At 74.5% G+C, this 15,146-nt stretch carries 13 protein-coding genes; 10 read left to right on the top strand and 3 right to left on the bottom strand.

Annotated elements, in window-relative coordinates; genetic code table 11:
• Nucleotides 1-38: 38 nt before the first annotated feature.
• The 4 genes from E6W39_RS14755 to recX all read left to right on the top strand — a co-directional run bounded on the left by E6W39_RS14755 (nt 39) and on the right by recX (nt 4,397).
• Nucleotides 39-1,565 (top strand): S8 family peptidase, encoded by a 1,527-nt coding sequence (locus E6W39_RS14755; RefSeq protein WP_141633935.1) that lies wholly within the window; start codon nt 39-41, stop codon nt 1,563-1,565.
• Between the two features lie 44 nt (nt 1,566-1,609).
• Nucleotides 1,610-1,804: a DUF3046 domain-containing protein gene (locus E6W39_RS14750; RefSeq protein ID WP_141633934.1), complete on the top strand. Its 195-nt coding sequence runs from the start codon at nt 1,610-1,612 to the stop codon at nt 1,802-1,804.
• Between the two features lie 244 nt (nt 1,805-2,048).
• On the top strand, nt 2,049-3,164 hold the full coding sequence (recA, locus tag E6W39_RS14745) for a recombinase RecA (RefSeq protein ID WP_141633933.1): 1,116 nt from the start codon (nt 2,049-2,051) through the stop codon (nt 3,162-3,164).
• A 561-nt stretch (nt 3,165-3,725) separates the two neighbouring features.
• Nucleotides 3,726-4,397 (top strand): recombination regulator RecX, encoded by a 672-nt coding sequence (gene recX / locus E6W39_RS14740; RefSeq protein ID WP_141633932.1) that lies wholly within the window; start codon nt 3,726-3,728, stop codon nt 4,395-4,397.
• A 234-nt stretch (nt 4,398-4,631) separates the two neighbouring features.
• Here the strand turns inward: recX and E6W39_RS14735 are convergent, their stop codons facing one another.
• Nucleotides 4,632-6,332, bottom strand: a complete 1,701-nt coding sequence (locus E6W39_RS14735; RefSeq protein WP_141633931.1) for an FAD-dependent monooxygenase — start codon at nt 6,330-6,332, stop codon at nt 4,632-4,634.
• Nucleotides 6,333-6,833: 501 nt separating this feature from the next.
• Here E6W39_RS14735 and E6W39_RS14730 point away from each other — a divergent pair.
• The gene (locus E6W39_RS14730; protein ID WP_141633930.1) at nt 6,834-7,619 is read left to right on the top strand and encodes a response regulator transcription factor; all 786 of its coding nucleotides are present in this window, start codon (nt 6,834-6,836) and stop codon (nt 7,617-7,619) included.
• A gap of 2 nt (nt 7,620-7,621) precedes the next feature.
• A complete protein-coding gene (locus E6W39_RS14725) occupies nt 7,622-9,049 on the top strand; it encodes a sensor histidine kinase (RefSeq protein ID WP_141633929.1) in 1,428 nt (475 codons plus the stop codon).
• Nucleotides 9,050-9,157: 108 nt separating this feature from the next.
• Here E6W39_RS14725 and E6W39_RS14720 read toward each other — a convergent pair whose 3' ends face one another.
• Nucleotides 9,158-10,129, bottom strand: coding sequence for a TAXI family TRAP transporter solute-binding subunit (locus tag E6W39_RS14720; RefSeq protein WP_141633928.1), 972 nt, complete (start codon nt 10,127-10,129; stop codon nt 9,158-9,160).
• A gap of 99 nt (nt 10,130-10,228) precedes the next feature.
• On the opposite strand from E6W39_RS14720, the gene miaB reads away from it, so the two are divergent.
• Both miaB and E6W39_RS14710 read left to right on the top strand, forming a co-directional pair.
• Nucleotides 10,229-11,719, top strand: coding sequence for a tRNA (N6-isopentenyl adenosine(37)-C2)-methylthiotransferase MiaB (miaB, locus tag E6W39_RS14715; RefSeq protein WP_141637745.1), 1,491 nt, complete (start codon nt 10,229-10,231; stop codon nt 11,717-11,719).
• A 75-nt stretch (nt 11,720-11,794) separates the two neighbouring features.
• A complete protein-coding gene (locus tag E6W39_RS14710) occupies nt 11,795-12,493 on the top strand; it encodes a class III extradiol dioxygenase subunit B-like domain-containing protein (protein WP_141633927.1) in 699 nt (232 codons plus the stop codon).
• Nucleotides 12,494-12,568: 75 nt separating this feature from the next.
• Here the strand turns inward: E6W39_RS14710 and E6W39_RS41595 are convergent, their stop codons facing one another.
• Nucleotides 12,569-13,294, bottom strand: a complete 726-nt coding sequence (locus tag E6W39_RS41595) for an antitoxin (RefSeq protein WP_228718160.1) — start codon at nt 13,292-13,294, stop codon at nt 12,569-12,571.
• Nucleotides 13,295-13,435: 141 nt separating this feature from the next.
• On the opposite strand from E6W39_RS41595, the gene miaA reads away from it, so the two are divergent.
• Both miaA and E6W39_RS14695 read left to right on the top strand, forming a co-directional pair.
• On the top strand, nt 13,436-14,371 hold the full coding sequence (miaA, locus tag E6W39_RS14700; RefSeq protein WP_141633926.1) for a tRNA (adenosine(37)-N6)-dimethylallyltransferase MiaA: 936 nt from the start codon (nt 13,436-13,438) through the stop codon (nt 14,369-14,371).
• 252 nt (nt 14,372-14,623) lie between these two features.
• Nucleotides 14,624-15,136, top strand: coding sequence for a DUF1129 domain-containing protein (locus tag E6W39_RS14695; RefSeq protein WP_141633925.1), 513 nt, complete (start codon nt 14,624-14,626; stop codon nt 15,134-15,136).
• Nucleotides 15,137-15,146 lie beyond the last annotated feature (10 nt).

Here is a 15,146-nt window from a genome sequence, read left to right as displayed (position 1 = left end):
CGTGCGGGCTTCGGGGCCTCAAGGAGCGGAGGAGAGCGATGGCCGAGGTGCGGTTGGTCAGCCGCGGCCGGCGCCGCTCCCTGGTGCTGCGCAGTGCCCCGGTGATGCTCGCGGCGGTGCTGCTGCTCGGCGGCGCGCTCCCCTACATGGCCGGTGACCAGCGCTCCTACCTCAGCTATCTGGTGCTGGCCGACCGGGCCGACGCCCAGGGCAGCGCCGCGGCGGACGCCGCCGTCCGGGCGCTGGGCGGGCAACCGGTGCAGGACTACCCGCAGATCGGCGCGGTGCTCGCCTACTCCGCCGACGGCGGCTTCGCGGCCCGGCTGCGCCGCCGTCCCGGGATCAGCGCGGCCGGCGCCACCCGCACCGAGCCGGTGCCCGGACCGCCGGGTGCGCTGGCCGGCGCGGGCGACTTCCGCCGCCCGACGGCGACCGGGCGGCCGCCGTCGGGCGAGCGCCTCGAGGGCGACACCGCCCCGACGGTGCCGGATCCGGGCGAGCACGGGGGCTGGCACCTGGCGATGATCGGCGACGACCCGGCCTCCCAGGGGCCCGGCCCGTTCACCGTGACCAGGGCCGGTCCGGCGACCGCGGCGGGCGAGCGGCGGGCCGCGGCGCTGCACCAGGTGCTGGTCGCCGTGCTCGACTCCGGCGTCGACGACACCCACCCGGATCTGCGGGACGCGGTCAGCCCCCTCGACTCGGCCTCCTGCGCCGACGGCCGCCCTGACGCCCGGTACGGCGCCTGGCGCCCGGACGGCTCAGTCGCGGAGAGCGGACACGGCACCCATGTGGCCGGGCTGATCGGCGCGGCCCAGGACGGGCACGGGATCGTCGGGGTGGCGCCGGGGGTGCGGATCGCTGCGGTGCGGCTGCTCGGGCCGCTCGGGCAGTACTACCCGGAGAACATCGTCTGCGGGCTGCTCTGGGCGGCCGACCACGGCGCGGTGGGGATCAACAACAGCTACTTCGCCGACCCCTGGAAGTACAACTGCCCGCAGGACCCGGACCAGGCCGCGATGATCCAGGCAGTCGGCCGCGCGGTGGCCTACGCCCGGCGCACCGCCGTGGTGGTCACCTCGGCGGGCAATGACACCCAGGACCTGACCGGGCCGCGGACCGACCAGCGCAGCCCCAACGACCGGGCGGCCGGCCCGGCCCGGGACCGCCGGCTCGGCCCCGAGTGCATCCGGCTGCCCGGCGAGCTGCCCGGGGTGGTGTCCGTCAGCGCGGTCACCCGCGGCGGGACCGTCGCGACCTACTCCAACTACGGGAAGGGCCGGATCACCCTGGCCGCGCCCGGCGGCGACCCGGACGGCGGGCCGGGCGAGGCGATCGTCTCGGACTGGCCACAGGGCCGGTACGCGGCGCTGGCGGGCACCTCGATGAGCGCGGCCCAGGTGACCGGCGCGGTCGCGGTCGCCGCCGCGCTGCACCCGGGGTGGGGGCCGGACCGGCTGCGGGACCTGCTGGTCGGCCTGGCCGCGGCCAGCTGTCCGGTCGGGCCGGGCCTGTGCGGGGACTCCGGCGGCTACGGCGCGGGGGTGCTGTCGGTGCCGCGCTGACGGCGCGGACGCTGGGCGCGGGGTGGCTCCGCGATACTGACCCCATGAGGCTGACCGAGTTCTGGCGACGGATGAACGAGCACTTCGGCCCGGCGTACGCGCAGTCGTTCGCCCGGGACCACGTGATGAGCGAGCTCGGCGGCCGGACGGTGCAGCAGGCGCTGGACGCCGGCTGGGAGGCCAAGGACGTCTGGCGGGTGGTCTGCGATGTGATGGGCGTATCGTCGCGGCTGCGCTGAGGCGCTCGGAGCCGGTCGTTCCCCCGCTGCTCCCCGTCGTTTTCTCGTTGTTCCCCGTGGTTCCCGCTGTTTCCCGCAGTTTCCCGGTGGGGAGCGGTGCGAACAGTGATTCGAACTGTTGTTCCCTATACTGGTTTCTCGACGAGTTATCCACAGGCCGAGCCCGTTCGGGGCCGATTGTCGGTGGGACGCGCTAGCGTCGAGGACGATGAAGCGCACAGCACAAAACCCGAGGGTGGAAGCCATGGCAGGTACCGATCGCGAGAAGGCCCTTGAGACCGCGCTCGCCCAGATCGAGCGGCAGTTCGGCAAGGGCTCGGTGATGCGCCTGGGCGACCAGGCCCGGACCCCGATCGACGTGATCCCGACCGGATCGACGGCGCTGGACGTCGCGCTGGGCGTCGGTGGCCTGCCCCGGGGGCGGGTGATCGAGATCTACGGGCCGGAGTCCTCCGGCAAGACGACCCTCACCCTGCATGCCGCGGCCAACGCGCAGAAGCTCGGTGGCACGGTCGCCTTCGTCGACGCCGAGCACGCCCTGGACCCGGAGTACGCCCGCAAGCTCGGGGTCGACACCGACGCGCTGCTGGTCTCCCAGCCGGACACCGGTGAGCAGGCGCTGGAGATCACCGACATGCTGATCCGCTCCGGCGCCATCGACCTGATCATCATCGACTCGGTGGCCGCGCTGGTGCCGCGCGCCGAGATCGAGGGCGAGATGGGCGACTCGCACGTGGGTCTGCAGGCCCGGCTGATGAGCCAGGCGCTGCGCAAGATCGCCGGTGCGCTGAACCAGGCGAACACCACCGCGATCTTCATCAACCAGCTGCGCGAGAAGATCGGCGTGATGTTCGGCTCCCCGGAGACCACCACCGGTGGCCGGGCGCTCAAGTTCTACGCCTCGGTCCGGCTGGACATCCGCCGGATCGAGACCCTGAAGGACGGCACCGAGGCGGTCGGCAACCGCACTCGGGTCAAGGTGGTCAAGAACAAGGTGGCCGCGCCGTTCAAGCAGGCCGAGTTCGACATCCTCTACGGCCACGGCATCAGCTGGGAGGGCGGCCTGATCGACATGGGTGTCGAGCACGGCTTCATCCGCAAGGCCGGTGCCTGGTACACCTACGAGGGCGACCAGCTGGGCCAGGGCAAGGAGAACGCCCGCAACTTCCTGCGGGACAACCCGGAGCTGGCCACGGAGATCGAGCAGAAGATCAAGGGCAAGCTGGGCATCGGCGTCGACCCGGACGCGCCGGCGGACGGTGCGGAGCCGGCTGCCGAGGCGGCCGACGGCGCGGTCAAGCCGATCACTGCCACGGCGACCAAGAGCACCGCCAAGAAGGCGGCGGCGGCCAAGGCCTGATCGGGCAATAGCGATGCGGAGCAAGCGGGGTCCGGGTGAGGGGGAACGCCCGGACTGGTCGGACTGGGACGTCGAGACCAAGGGCGAGCACGAGGGGGAGCGCCCGGACTGGGTGGTCGACGCACCGGCCCGACCGGCCGAGCTGACCGGCCCGGCCGGCTCGCGCGCACCGCGTGCGCGGTCGGTGGTGGGGGAGCCGGCGGCGGGTGGTGGTGCGGGTGGTGTGGCGCGGCCGATTGGGGAGTGGACCGCGGAGGGTTCGGCGCGAGGGCGCCGGGCTGGGGGGCGTGGGTCGGGGGGTGCTGCGCGGTCGGTGGTGGGGGAGCCGGCGGCGGGTGGTGGTGCGGGTGGTGTGGCGCGGCCGATTGGAGAGTGGGCTGCGGAGGGTTCGGCGCGGGGGCGCCGGGCTGGGGGGCGTGGGTCGGGGGGTGCTGCGCGGTCGGTGGTGGGGGAGCCGGCGGCGGGTGGTGGTGCGGGTGGTGTGGCGCGGCCGATTGGAGAGTGGGCTGCGGAGGGTTCGGCGCGGGGGCGCCGGGCCGGGGGCGTGGGTCGGGGGCCGGGGTGCCGCGAGCGGTCCGGGAGGAGCCGCCCGTTGCGCCGGCCGGGGACTGGGTGGCCGAGGCCGAGGCCGAGTTGGCGGCAGCCTCGGCCCGGCCCCGGCGCGGCCGCTCGCGGCGCGCCGAGCCCGCCGACGGTGCCCAGCGGGCCGCTCAGGCCCCGCAGCCGGAGGCTGACCCCGCCACTCGGGCGCGGGACATCTGCCTGCGCCTGCTCACCGGCACCGCCCGCACCCGCAAGCAGTTGGCTGACGCGCTGCGCAAGCGGGAGATCCCGGACGAGGTGGCGGAGGAGGTGCTCTCCCGCTTCGAGGAGGTCGGCCTGATCGACGACGCCGCCTTCGCCGCCGCCTGGGTCGAGTCCCGGCACGCGGGCCGCGGGCTGGCCCGCCGCGCGCTGGCCCGCGAGCTGCGCACCCGGGGCGTGGCGAGCCCCGTGGTCGAGGAGGCCGTGGCCCAGCTCGACGCGGGCGACGAGGCGGCCGCCGCCCGGGCCCTGGTGGACCGCAAGCTCCGTACCACCACCGGCCTGGAGCGGCAGATCAGGATCCGCCGCCTGGTGGGCATGCTGGCCCGCCGGGGTTATCCGGAGGGGCTGGCCTTCCGGGTGGTGCGCGAGGCGCTGGAGGCCGAGGGCGAGAGCGCCGAGGAGCTGGAGGACTGGTCGCTGGGTTAGCGGTGGCGGGCGGTGGTGCGCCGTCGGCTGGTGGTAGGCGTCGCCTGGTCGGTGTGCTGGCGCGTCGGGGCTATCCGGTCGGCTCGCGGGGGCCTTCCGGGGGCGTGAGGCGTTGGAGGCTTGGTCGCTGGGGTAGCGGTGGCGCGGATGGTGCGCTGTCGGCTCGCGGGGGGCCTTCCGGGTGGTGTGAGGTGTTGGAGGGCTGGCCGCTGGCGTAGCGGCGGTGGTGCGCCGTCAGCTGGTGCTGGTGAGTGCCTCCGGGCCGCCTCGGGCGCGTTGGGCGAGGGCCTGCAGGTCCTCGGCGCGGGCGCCTTGGGTGACGCCGACCAGGTGCCCGTCGGGGCGGATCAGCAGCACGGTGTGCGGGTCCGCCTCGGGGTAGTGCTCGGCGACCAGCACCTCGGTCGGCACCGGCAGCGCCGCCGCGACCTCCGCCAGCCGGGGCATCAGCCCGGCCCCCAGCCACCGATCGGCCGACCACACCGCGGTACCGGGCGCCACCAGCAGCAGCAGGAAGGCCGCGCCGAGCCGGGTGTACAGCTGATCGGGCACACCTTCGGTGGTGAGCACCGGGACGTCCGGCACCAGCACCCCGGGCGCGGTGGCCGGCAGGTTCTCGGTCAGTGCGCTGCCCCGCCCGGCGCCGCGCTGGTTCGGCACCCCGGACGGCGCGGCCGGGTAGGCGGGCGCCCCGCCGAACCGCCCGGTGCCCAGCATCCCGTCGGCGAGCAGCGGTGCGTGTTTGCGGAACGAGCCGGTGAGCAGCGAGCGCCGGGTCTGCTGCCAGCCGCGCAGCGGCCGCAGCAGCGGCATCGACTGGTCCACCGCCCGCAGCCGGGCCCCGACGGCGGCCCGCCGCTCCGCCTCGTACCCGTCGAGCAGCGATCCGCCGGGGTGCTGCCCGCCGGTGAGCGGTGCGAGATCCGGATCCTCCCGGCCCGGGGCCGGCGGCAGGTGCCAGCTGACCGCGAGCCGCCAGGCCAGGTTGTCCGCGTCGCGCAGCCCGTCCGCGAGGTTCTGCATGCCCAGCGCCCCGTGCAGGTGTGCGGCGTCGCCGGCCAGGAAGCAGCGCCCGTTGCGGAACCGGGCGGCCAGCCGCTGCTGTGCGGTGTGGTCGGCGGCGGCCAGCAGCTCGTAGCGCGGCAGTTCGCCGCACCAGCCGGTCAGGGTGGCCTTCACCCGGGTGAGCAGGGTGTCCCCGGTGACGAGACCGGGCCAGGTGGCGTGCGGGTCCACCGGTTCAGTGGGCGCCGGCCGGCCGGGCGGCAGCCGCCAGTCGAGCCGCCAGAGCCCGTCGGGCAGCGGCCGGGCCGAGGCTTCGCGGTCGCCGCGCCACGGCGGCTCCCGGTGCAGCCGGGCCTCGCCGGGGAACGGCAGGTCGACCCGGACCGTGGCGATGGCGTGCCGGTCCACCGCGGGCCGACCCGGGAACCGGATGCCGAGCAGCTTGCGCACCGTCGACCGGGCGCCGTCGCAGCCCACCAGGTGGCTGGCCCGCCACCAGGTGTCGCTGCCGTCCTGCGGGTGCCGGCTGCGCACGCTGACCCCGTCCCGGTCCTGCTGGACCTCCTCCACCCGGGCGTGCGGCACCAGTTGGATCAGCGGGGTGGCGGTGGCCGCGTCCCGCAGGCCGCGCTGCAGCCGGTGCTGCGGCAGATGGCGCACCGGGTGGTCGGCCAGGTCCAGATGGAGCACCTCCTGCCGCCGCCGCCAGACGGTCAGCCGGTTCCAGCGCTCGGCGTCCGAGGTGGCCCGCGGATACCCGAGGCGCTCCAGGAAGGCGGTGCTCTCGACGCCCAGCACGGCGCTGCGCGGTCCCTCGGGGCAGACGCCGCCGCCCTGGTCGAGCACGATGCTCGGCACCTCGTGCCGGGCCAGCGCCAGGGCCGTCGCCAGACCCACCGGACCGGCGCCGACCACGATCACCGGGTCCACGGGTGACCCCCGCACGACAGCTCGGCAGGGGACGGCCGTCCGGCAGGGGCGGCGGTGGCGGAGCTGGTCCCGGGTGGTGTCACGAACAGCAATGCACCAGATCACCTGGGTGTCCGTCAAGCAGCACTCGGTGTGCGCCGGTTCGAGCCGCGGCGCCCACGCGACCCGATTCAGCGGGTGAGCGCGGTGGGAGCGGAGGGGCGTCGGTACAGCCCGTCCGGTGCAGCTCGTCCCACAGGTGACCACGAAGGGGCGATTCCCCGTGCGTCGATCAAGGACCGAGGGCCGGAGCCGGCGGAGCCCGTGGCCCCCGGTCGCCCCGACCTTAGGCGGCGAAATCATCTCCGGTCACCGGTTCTGAGCAGAACTTGAGGGTCACGAAAGGGCCACGCGTGCCGCCGAGCGGCCATCAAGGGCTGGTCGGAGCGGGCGGGCGTGGGGGAGGATGAGCGCTTCGTCGGCCCCGTGCGGGGTGCCGGCCGGAAGTGGGAAGGATGTGGGATGCGGCTGCTCCTCGTCGAGGACGACGACCGGGTCGCGGCGGCACTGGTCGCCGTGCTGAGCCGGCACGGCTTCCAGGTGCGGCACGCCCGCAGCGGGCACGAGGCGCTGGACGCCTTGGTGCCGGACGGCAGCGAGCCCTACCGGGTGGTGCTGCTCGACCTGGGCCTGCCCGACCGGGACGGTTTCGAGGTGTGCAGCCGGATCCGGGCCGGCAGCGGCGTCCCCGTGATCATGGTGACGGCGCGGGCCGACATCCGTTCCCGGATCCACGGCCTCAACCTGGGCGCCGACGACTACATCACCAAGCCCTATGACATGGGCGAGCTGCTCGCCCGGATCCACGCGGTGGCCCGGCGCTTCCAGCCCGCCCCGGTCGGCGGGCCGAGCGGCTCCGCCGCCGCTCCGGCCGGCCCCGGTTCGCTGGAGTCCTGGGGCATCAGCATCGACCGCGAGCGCCGCCGGGTCAGCGTGGCCGGCCGGGAGGTGCCGCTCACCCGCAAGGAGTTCGACCTGCTGGCCCTGCTGGCGCAGAGCCCGGGCGTGGTCTACCGGCGCGAGCAGATCTTCAGCGAGGTCTGGCGCAGCGGCTGGGAGGGCAACGGCCGCACCCTGGAGGTGCACATCGGTTCGCTGCGCACCAAGTTGGCGCTGCCCGGCCTGGTCGAGGCGGTGCGCGGGGTCGGCTACCGGCTGATCCCGCAGTCGCCCACCCCTGACGGCGCCAAGCAGGACGGGCCCGCCCAGCGGGACGGCACCGCCCAGCGGGAAGGCGACGAACAGTAGGCATGCGCAACCGCCTGCTCGGCATCCTGCTGGCCCTGATGGCCGGCGTGCTGGCCGCGCTCGGTGTGCCGCTGGCCGGTTCGATGGCCCAGGCGGAGCAGAGCCGGGTGGTGGTCGACCGGATGGACGACGTCGCCCGGTTCGCCCAGGAACTGCCGACCCAGGGCCTGCCGGAGCGCGGCTCGGCCGGCGCCGACCCCAATGTCCCGACCCCGCAGGATTCTTCGGCGCTGACCGCGCTGCGTGCCGAGGCCGACCGCTACCAGCAGCTGTACGGGATACGGATCGGCATCTACCTCGCCGACGGCCGGCCGCTGGCCGTCTCCCCGGGCGACTGGACGCTGTCCGCCGCCGGAACCGCGGCGGTGATGGAGGCCAGGGACGGCCGCCGCAGCCACAACCCGCCGCAGGTCTGGCCCTGGACGCCGGAGCGCACCCTGACCATCGGCTCCCCGGTGGTCCGCGACGGCGACGTGGTGGCGGTGGTGGTCACCGACTCCCCGACCGGCGAGCTGCGCTCGCGGATCGTGCACCGCTGGGCCTGGCTGGCCGGCGGCGAGGCGATCGCCATGATCGCCGCGGTGCTGCTGGCGGTCCGGCTCACCGAGTGGGTGCTGCGCCCGGTGCGCACCCTGGACCGGGCCACCCACGACATCGCCACCGGGCGGATGGACGCCCGGGTGGCCGCCGTCGGCGGCCCGCCCGAACTGCGGCGGCTGGCCTCCTCGTTCAACGAGATGGCCGACCATGTGGTGCTCGCCATGGACCAGCAGAAGGCGTTTGTCGCCGATGCCTCGCACCAACTGCGCAATCCGCTGGCGGCGTTGCTGCTGCGGGTCGAACTGCTCGGCCTGGAGCTCCCGGAGGGGCGTGACGAGGAGCTGTCGCAGGTCCGCGAGGAGGGCGCCCGGCTGACCCGGGTGCTGGACGACCTGCTGGGCCTGGCCACCGCCGAGGGCAGCCGCCCGCAGGCCGAACCGGTGGACCTGACCGCCCTGGTGCTGGCCCGGGTGGACGCCTGGCAGCCGGTGGCCGACCGGCGCGGCATCCGGCTGGGCACCGGCACCCCGCCGCCGGCCCGTGCCTGGGCGGACCCGATCGGCTTCGGCAGCGCGCTGGACGCGGTGCTCGACAACGCGCTCAAGTTCAGTCCCGACGGCGGCACGGTGGCGGTCACCGTGCGGCTGGGACGGGACGAGGTGGCGGTCACCGTGGCCGACCAGGGGCCGGGGCTCACCGAGGAGGAGCTGGCCCGGGTCGGCGACCGTTTCTGGCGCAGCACGCGGCACCAGAACGTGGACGGCTCCGGTCTGGGTCTGTCCATCGCCCGCACCCTGCTGATGGCCGGCGGCGGTTCCCTGGGGTTCGCCGCGGCCGAGCCGTACGGCCTGGCGGTGACGCTCGCCCTGCCGATCCCGCCCAAGAGTTGACGATCCGTCACGCAGCGGCTCGGCAAGCGGTGGCCCGTCAAGCGGTGGCCCGTCAAGCGGTGGCCCGTCAAGCGGTGGCCCATCAAGCCAAGCAGTGGCCCGTCAGGCTCAGGGTTTGACCGAGCGGTAGTACGCCTCGGCGCCCTGGTGCAGGGGCAGCGGTTCGGTGTAGACGGCGGTCCCCAGGTCGACCAGCTGGGCCGAGTGCACCGCCGAGCCGATCACGTCCCGGCTGGCGATCACCGACCGGGTCAGCCCTTCCACCAGCCCGGGGCTGACGTCGTCCCGGGTGATCAGCAGGTTCGGCACCGCCAGGGTCAGCACCGCCTGGTTCCTGCCGTAGACCGAGGCCGGCAGCACCGAGGTGCGGTAGGCGGCGGAGTCCGGGTAGTGGTCGTGCAATGCGTTGGCCAGGTCGCCCAGCGGCACGATCCGGATCGGGAAGGTGCTCGACAGCTGGGTGAGCGCTCCGGTGGGCAGGCCGCCGGACCAGAAGAACGCGTCCAGCTGGTGGCCGGCCAGCTCCTTGGCGGCGGCCCCCACCTCGAGCTGGTAGGGCGTGATGCCGGTGGCGGGGTCGATCCCGGCCACCGTGAGCAGCTGTTTGGTCACGAGGTTCACCCCGGAGAGCGGCTGCCCGACCCCCACCTTCATGCCCTTGAGGTCGGCCACCCGCTGCACCGGCGAGTCGGCGGGCACCACCAGCTGCAGGTAGTCGTCGTAGAGCCGGGCGACCGCCCGCAGCCGCTGCCAGCCGGGGTTGTGGTACTGGGTCGCGGCGTCGGCGGTGGCGAACGCGAAGGCGTCCTGCCCGGAGACCACCCGGTCCAGGTTGTCCAGCGAGCCCTGCGAGTCGTCCAGCCGCACCTGCACGCCGGGCATGGCCGACTGCACGTACCCCTTCAGCATCGCCCCGTACTGGCTGTACACCCCGGCGGGCACCCCGGTGGCGAAGCCCTGCACGCCCCTGGGGTAGCCGCCCGCGCCGGTGCCGCCCAGCCACCAGCCGGTCAGCGAGCCGACCACCAGCAGCAGCGCGGCCAGCAGCGGCCAGCAGCGGCGGGCACGGGACCAGGTCATGCCGGGGATCCTGCCAGGCCCGGCCGCTCGGCGGGAGGGGGCGAGCCGAAACCGTTGCCTGGGGGCCGTCCGGCTGCCCTTACCCTTGCTGATGTGGGTATGGGAGAGAGCTTGCGAACTTACAAGGTCGTCACGCACGGCTGCCAGATGAACGTGCACGACTCCGAGCGGCTGGCCGGGCTGCTGGAGGACGCCGGATACGTCAAGGCCGACCAGGGCGGGGATCCGGATCTGGTGGTCTTCAACACCTGCGCGGTGCGGGAGAACGCCGACAACAAGCTGTACGGCAACCTCGGGCAGCTGGCGCCGGTGAAGTCCCGCCACAAGGAGATGCAGATCGCCGTCGGCGGCTGCCTGGCCCAGAAGGACCGCGACAGCATCGTGCGCCGCGCGCCCTGGGTCGACGTGGTGTTCGGCACCCACAACATCGGCCACCTGCCGGCGCTGCTGGAGCGGGCCCGGATCGAGCAGCAGGCCCAGGTGGAGATCCTGGAGTCGCTGGAGACCTTCCCCTCCACGCTGCCCACCCGCCGGGAGTCCGCCTACGCGGCCTGGGTGGCGATCTCGGTCGGCTGCAACAACACCTGCACCTTCTGCATCGTCCCGGCGCTGCGCGGCAAGGAGGAGGACCGCCGTCCCGGCGACGTGCTCTCCGAGATCGAGGCGCTGGTCGGCGAGGGCGTCATCGAGGTGACCCTGCTCGGCCAGAACGTCAACGCCTACGGCTCCGACCTGGGCGACCGCGAGGCGTTCTCCAAGCTGCTGCGCGCCTGCGGCCAGATCGAGGGCCTGGAGCGGGTCCGCTTCACCTCCCCGCACCCGCGCGACTTCACCGACGACGTGATCGCCGCGATGGCCGAGACGCCGAACGTGATGCACCAGCTGCACATGCCGCTGCAGTCCGGCTCGGACGGCGTGCTGCGGGCCATGAAGCGCTCCTACCGCCAGGAGCGGTTCCTGGGCATCATCCGCAAGGTCCGCGAGGCGATGCCGGACGCGGCCATCTCCACGGACATCATCGTGGGCTTCCCCGGCGAGACCGACGAGGACTTCGAGCAGACCCTGCACGTGGTCCGCGAGGCCCGGTTCACCAACGCCTTCACCTTCCAGTACTCCAAGCGGCCCGGCACCCCCGCCGCCGAGATGGAGAACCAGATCCCCAAGGCCGTGGTGCAGGAGCGCTACGACCGGCTGATCGCCCTCCAGGAGGAGATCTCCTGGGAGGAGAACAAGAAGCAGGTCGGCCGCCGGCTGGAGATCCTGGTCGCCGAGGGCGAGGGCAAGAAGGACGACCGGACCGACCGGCTCTCCGGCCGGGCGCCCGACAACCGGCTGGTGCACTTCACCCGGCCGACCGAGCCGGTGCGCCCGGGCGACATGGTGACCGTGGAGATCACCTACGCCGCCCCGCACCACCTGCTGGCCGAGGGCCCGGCGCTGGGCGTGCGCCGCACCCGGGCCGGTGACGCCTGGGAGAAGCGCAACGCGGCCCCGGCGGCCAAGCCGGCCGGAGTGCTGTTGGGCCTGCCCACGATCGGCGCCCCGGCGCCGCTCGCCGCCGCGCCGACCAACGGCTGCGGCTGCGACTGACGCCCCGTCGGGTTTGTCCGGCCGACCGCGAATTCGGCCGGACAGGCCCTGAGCTGGGCGACTAGAGTGATCGACATGTTGGTCGCCGCCGTCGTCTGCCCCTGTCCGCCGCTGCTGGTGCCCGAGGTCGCCTCGGGAGCCGCCGCCGAACTCGACGAGCTGCGGGCCGCCTGCGCCGAGGCCGTCGACGAGCTGCTGGCGGCCGAGCCCGAGCTGCTGGTGCTGGTCGGCGACGGGCCGCGGGCCGAGGTCTGGACCGAGGGCGGGTCCGGCTCCTTCCACCGCTTCGGGGTGGAGCTGGCCGTCCGGCTGCCCTCGGGCGGCGCCGCCGGTCCGGAGCTGAGCCCGGCGCTGAGCGTCGGCGCGTGGCTGCTGGAGCGCTCCGGCACCGGCCTGCCCACCCACGCCTGCGCGGTGCCCGCCGACACCCCGGTGGAGCGGCTGCTCGGGCTGGGCGAGGGGCTGGCCTCCTTGGCCGACCGGGTCGGCCTGCTGGTGCTGGGCGACGGCAGCGCCTGCCGCACCGTGAAGGCGCCCGGTTACCTGGACGAGCGCGCCGAGCCCTTCGACGCCGAGCTGGCCCGCGCGCTGGGCGCCGCGGACACCGAGGCGCTGGCCGGGCTGGACGTCGAGCTCTGCCGGCAGTTGCAGGTCGAGGGCCGGGCGCCGTGGCAGGTGCTGGCCGGCGCGGCGCGCGGGGCGGGGCTCGGCGGGAAGCTGCGGTACGCCGACGCGCCGTACGGGGTGGGGTACTTCGTGGCGTCCTGGCGCTGACGACCGGTCGCTCACGATGCAGCGGGGGCCGGGCGGCTCGCCCGGCCCCCGCCGCATCCGCGTCACGCCACCCGGTCAGCCGGGCTGGTCGCCGCTGGGCGGCTGCTCGGTGTCGCCCGCCTGCTCGGCCCCCGACTCCTCAGTTCTGGCCTGCTCGCCCTTCGCCTGCTCGCCCTTGGCCTTCTCGGCGAAGTGGTCGACCGCACCCTTGGCCTTCTCCGCGCTGCTGGTGATCTTCTCGCTGTACTTGCCCTTGGTGGCCTTGTCGATCGCCTCGCCGGTCTTGTCGACCAGCTCGTCGATCTTCTCGTTGTGCTGCCCGGCCAGCTGCCCGGCCTTCTCCTTGAGCTCCCCGGCGAGTTCCTCCGCCTTGCCCTTGAGGTTGTCCATCACGCCCATGGCTTCGTCTCCTGTCTCGGGCTGCTCGGCTCGTTGCGCCGGGCCGTCCTCGGCCGCCGCGCTCTGGGACACCGCGCTGACGGCCGCGACCAGCAGCTCGGCGACCTCCGCGGGGGCGGGGACCAGGCCGTCCTGATCCTCGCCCGAGCCGGCCTGCGGGGCCGGCACCGCGGCCGCCGGCGTGTCCACCGCCGTCTCGGCCTCCGGCGCCGTCCGCGCGGCCGGCACGCCGGGCGGCGGCTGCTGCTCCGTGCCGGGCTCCACCGGGGAGACCTCGGACTCCTCGGGGGACAGCACGGCCACGGCACCGCCCTCGGCCGTCTCGGCGGCCGGCGCACTCCCGGCGCCGGTCGCTGCGGTCGCGGCCGATTGGCGGCGTCGGAACCAGCTGAAAACACCCATGTTCTTCTCCCAAGCTACGCGGTCCGCGGGGCCTCGGCCGGTTGTCCGCCGAGGTCACCGCCCACCCGGCCAACGACCCAGGTAGGAGGCGGTCACGTCCCCCTTTCGGGTCAGCCCTGGCGGTTTGCGAGACTGGGCGGTGTGAGCATCCCCCTTCCCAGCGTCCCGGTGGTCTCGGTGGTCGGCGCCACCGCGGCCGGCAAGTCCGACCTCGCCGTGGCCATCGCCCGTGAGCTGGGCGGCGAGGTGATCAACACCGACTCGATGCAGCTCTACAAGGGCATGGACATCGGGACCGCGAAGCTCACCGAGGCCGAGCGCGGCGGCGTTCCGCACCACCTTCTGGACGTCTGGGACGTCACCGAGACCGCCAGCGTGGCCGAGTACCAGCGGCTGGCCCGGGCCGAGATCGACCGGTTGCTCGCCGCCGGGCGGGCGCCGGTGCTGGTCGGCGGTTCGGGGCTGTACGTGCGGGCGGCGATCGACGAGATGGAGTTCCCGGGCACCGACCCGGTGCTGCGGGCCCGGCTGGAGGAGGAGCTGGACCGGCTCGGCCCGGCCGCGCTGCACGCCCGGCTGGCCGCCCAGGACCCGCCGGCCGCCGCCGCGATCCTGCCCAGCAACGGCCGCCGGATCGTCCGCGCGCTGGAGGTGATCGAGCTGACCGGCCGTCCGTTCACCGCCAACCTGCCGAGCAACACCGCCGTCTACCCGGCCGTGCAGATCGGCGTCGAGCTGCCGCGCCCGGAGCTGGACGAGCGGATCACCCTGCGGGTGGACCGGATGTGGCAGGCCGGCCTGCTCGACGAGGTGCGGGCGCTGGAGGCGCAGGGGTTGCGCGAGGGGCTGACGGCCAGCAGGGCGCTGGGCTACCAGCAGGTGCTGGCGCACTTCGCCGGCGAGTGCACCGAAGACGAGGCGCGAGCCGAGACGGTGCGCGCCACCAAGCGGTTCGCGCGCCGCCAGGAGGCCTGGTTCCGCCGGGACGACCGGATCCACTGGCTGGCCCGCCCGGCCGGAGCCGACCCCGCCGAGCTGCTGGAACGGTCGCTGGAGCTGATCGCCCGAACTGGCTGACGAGGGTTTCCGGCCGGTCGTCGGCTCGATCCGGCCATCCGCCGGTGCACCTGCGGCGGGCGCCTGCAAGTGCAGGAGGAAGTACCGGTCACGGGCGTGTCACGTCCTGGCCACGGATCACCCGGCGACCCCGGGTTACGCGCTGTGAGCGCACTGGGACATGCCATTATCGAGACAGAAGGGGCCGGTCGCGCGGGCCGGGCCCGCCGTCCGCGAGTCCCGTACTCGTGTCGAACTGTCAGGGGAGGCCGCGTGTCCACGGGTCCCGGCCCCGAAACCGAGCAGTTCGCCGATCACGACCTGGCCGAGGAGGCCTTCGCTCTGCCCGCCGCCGACCTGCTGTCGCCGCTCGCCCCGGACCGGGCGCTCGAACCGGACCGGGCGCTCGAACCGGACCGGCCGCTCGACCTGCCGCCGGACCCGGTGGTGCTGGAACGGGAGATCCGGCCGCGCCGCCGGCTGCGCTGGTGGCAGCTGCTGCCGATCGTGGTGGTCGGGGTGGGCGGCTCGCTGATGTTCGCGTTCCCGCTCGCCTTCGGCTCGGGCAACGGCAACTCGATGATCGGCATGCTCGGCCTGCTGCTCACCGCGGCGTCGGTCGGCTGGGGCGCGATGGCCTCCCGCCGGGCGGGCTACGCCTGGCCCGGGCTGCCCCGCCGCGGCTCCGGCCGCCGGGCCGGCTGGCAGGCCATCGTGGTCTACACCCTGATCGTCTGCACCGCCTTCGGCCTGGCGGTCTGGCGGGTCGTCCAGCTGCGCGGCTGAGCCACCCGGG

The sequence above is a fragment of the Kitasatospora acidiphila genome (genome assembly GCF_006636205.1).
In the GTDB taxonomy this organism is placed as follows: Bacteria; Actinomycetota; Actinomycetes; order Streptomycetales; family Streptomycetaceae; genus Kitasatospora; species Kitasatospora acidiphila.
The sequence above is the reverse complement of the archived record's forward strand: the minus strand, read 5'-3'. Positions and strand labels throughout refer to the sequence as shown.

Bases quoted from the DNA above. Each gene is read 5' to 3' on its own strand.
- E6W39_RS14750 (WP_141633934.1), top strand. From the start codon at position 1,610: ATGAGGCTGACCGAGTTCTGGCGACGGATGAACGAGCACTTCGGCCCG.
- recA (WP_141633933.1), top strand. From the start codon at position 2,049: ATGGCAGGTACCGATCGCGAGAAGGCCCTTGAGACCGCGCTCGCCCAG.
- E6W39_RS14720 (WP_141633928.1), bottom strand. From the start codon at position 10,129: ATGACCTGGTCCCGTGCCCGCCGCTGCTGGCCGCTGCTGGCCGCGCTG.
- E6W39_RS14710 (WP_141633927.1), top strand. From the start codon at position 11,795: ATGTTGGTCGCCGCCGTCGTCTGCCCCTGTCCGCCGCTGCTGGTGCCC.
- E6W39_RS14755 (WP_141633935.1), top strand. From the start codon at position 39: ATGGCCGAGGTGCGGTTGGTCAGCCGCGGCCGGCGCCGCTCCCTGGTG.
- miaB (WP_141637745.1), top strand. From the start codon at position 10,229: ATGGGAGAGAGCTTGCGAACTTACAAGGTCGTCACGCACGGCTGCCAG.
- E6W39_RS41595 (WP_228718160.1), bottom strand. From the start codon at position 13,294: ATGGGTGTTTTCAGCTGGTTCCGACGCCGCCAATCGGCCGCGACCGCA.
- E6W39_RS14730 (WP_141633930.1), top strand. From the start codon at position 6,834: ATGCGGCTGCTCCTCGTCGAGGACGACGACCGGGTCGCGGCGGCACTG.
- E6W39_RS14725 (WP_141633929.1), top strand. From the start codon at position 7,622: ATGCGCAACCGCCTGCTCGGCATCCTGCTGGCCCTGATGGCCGGCGTG.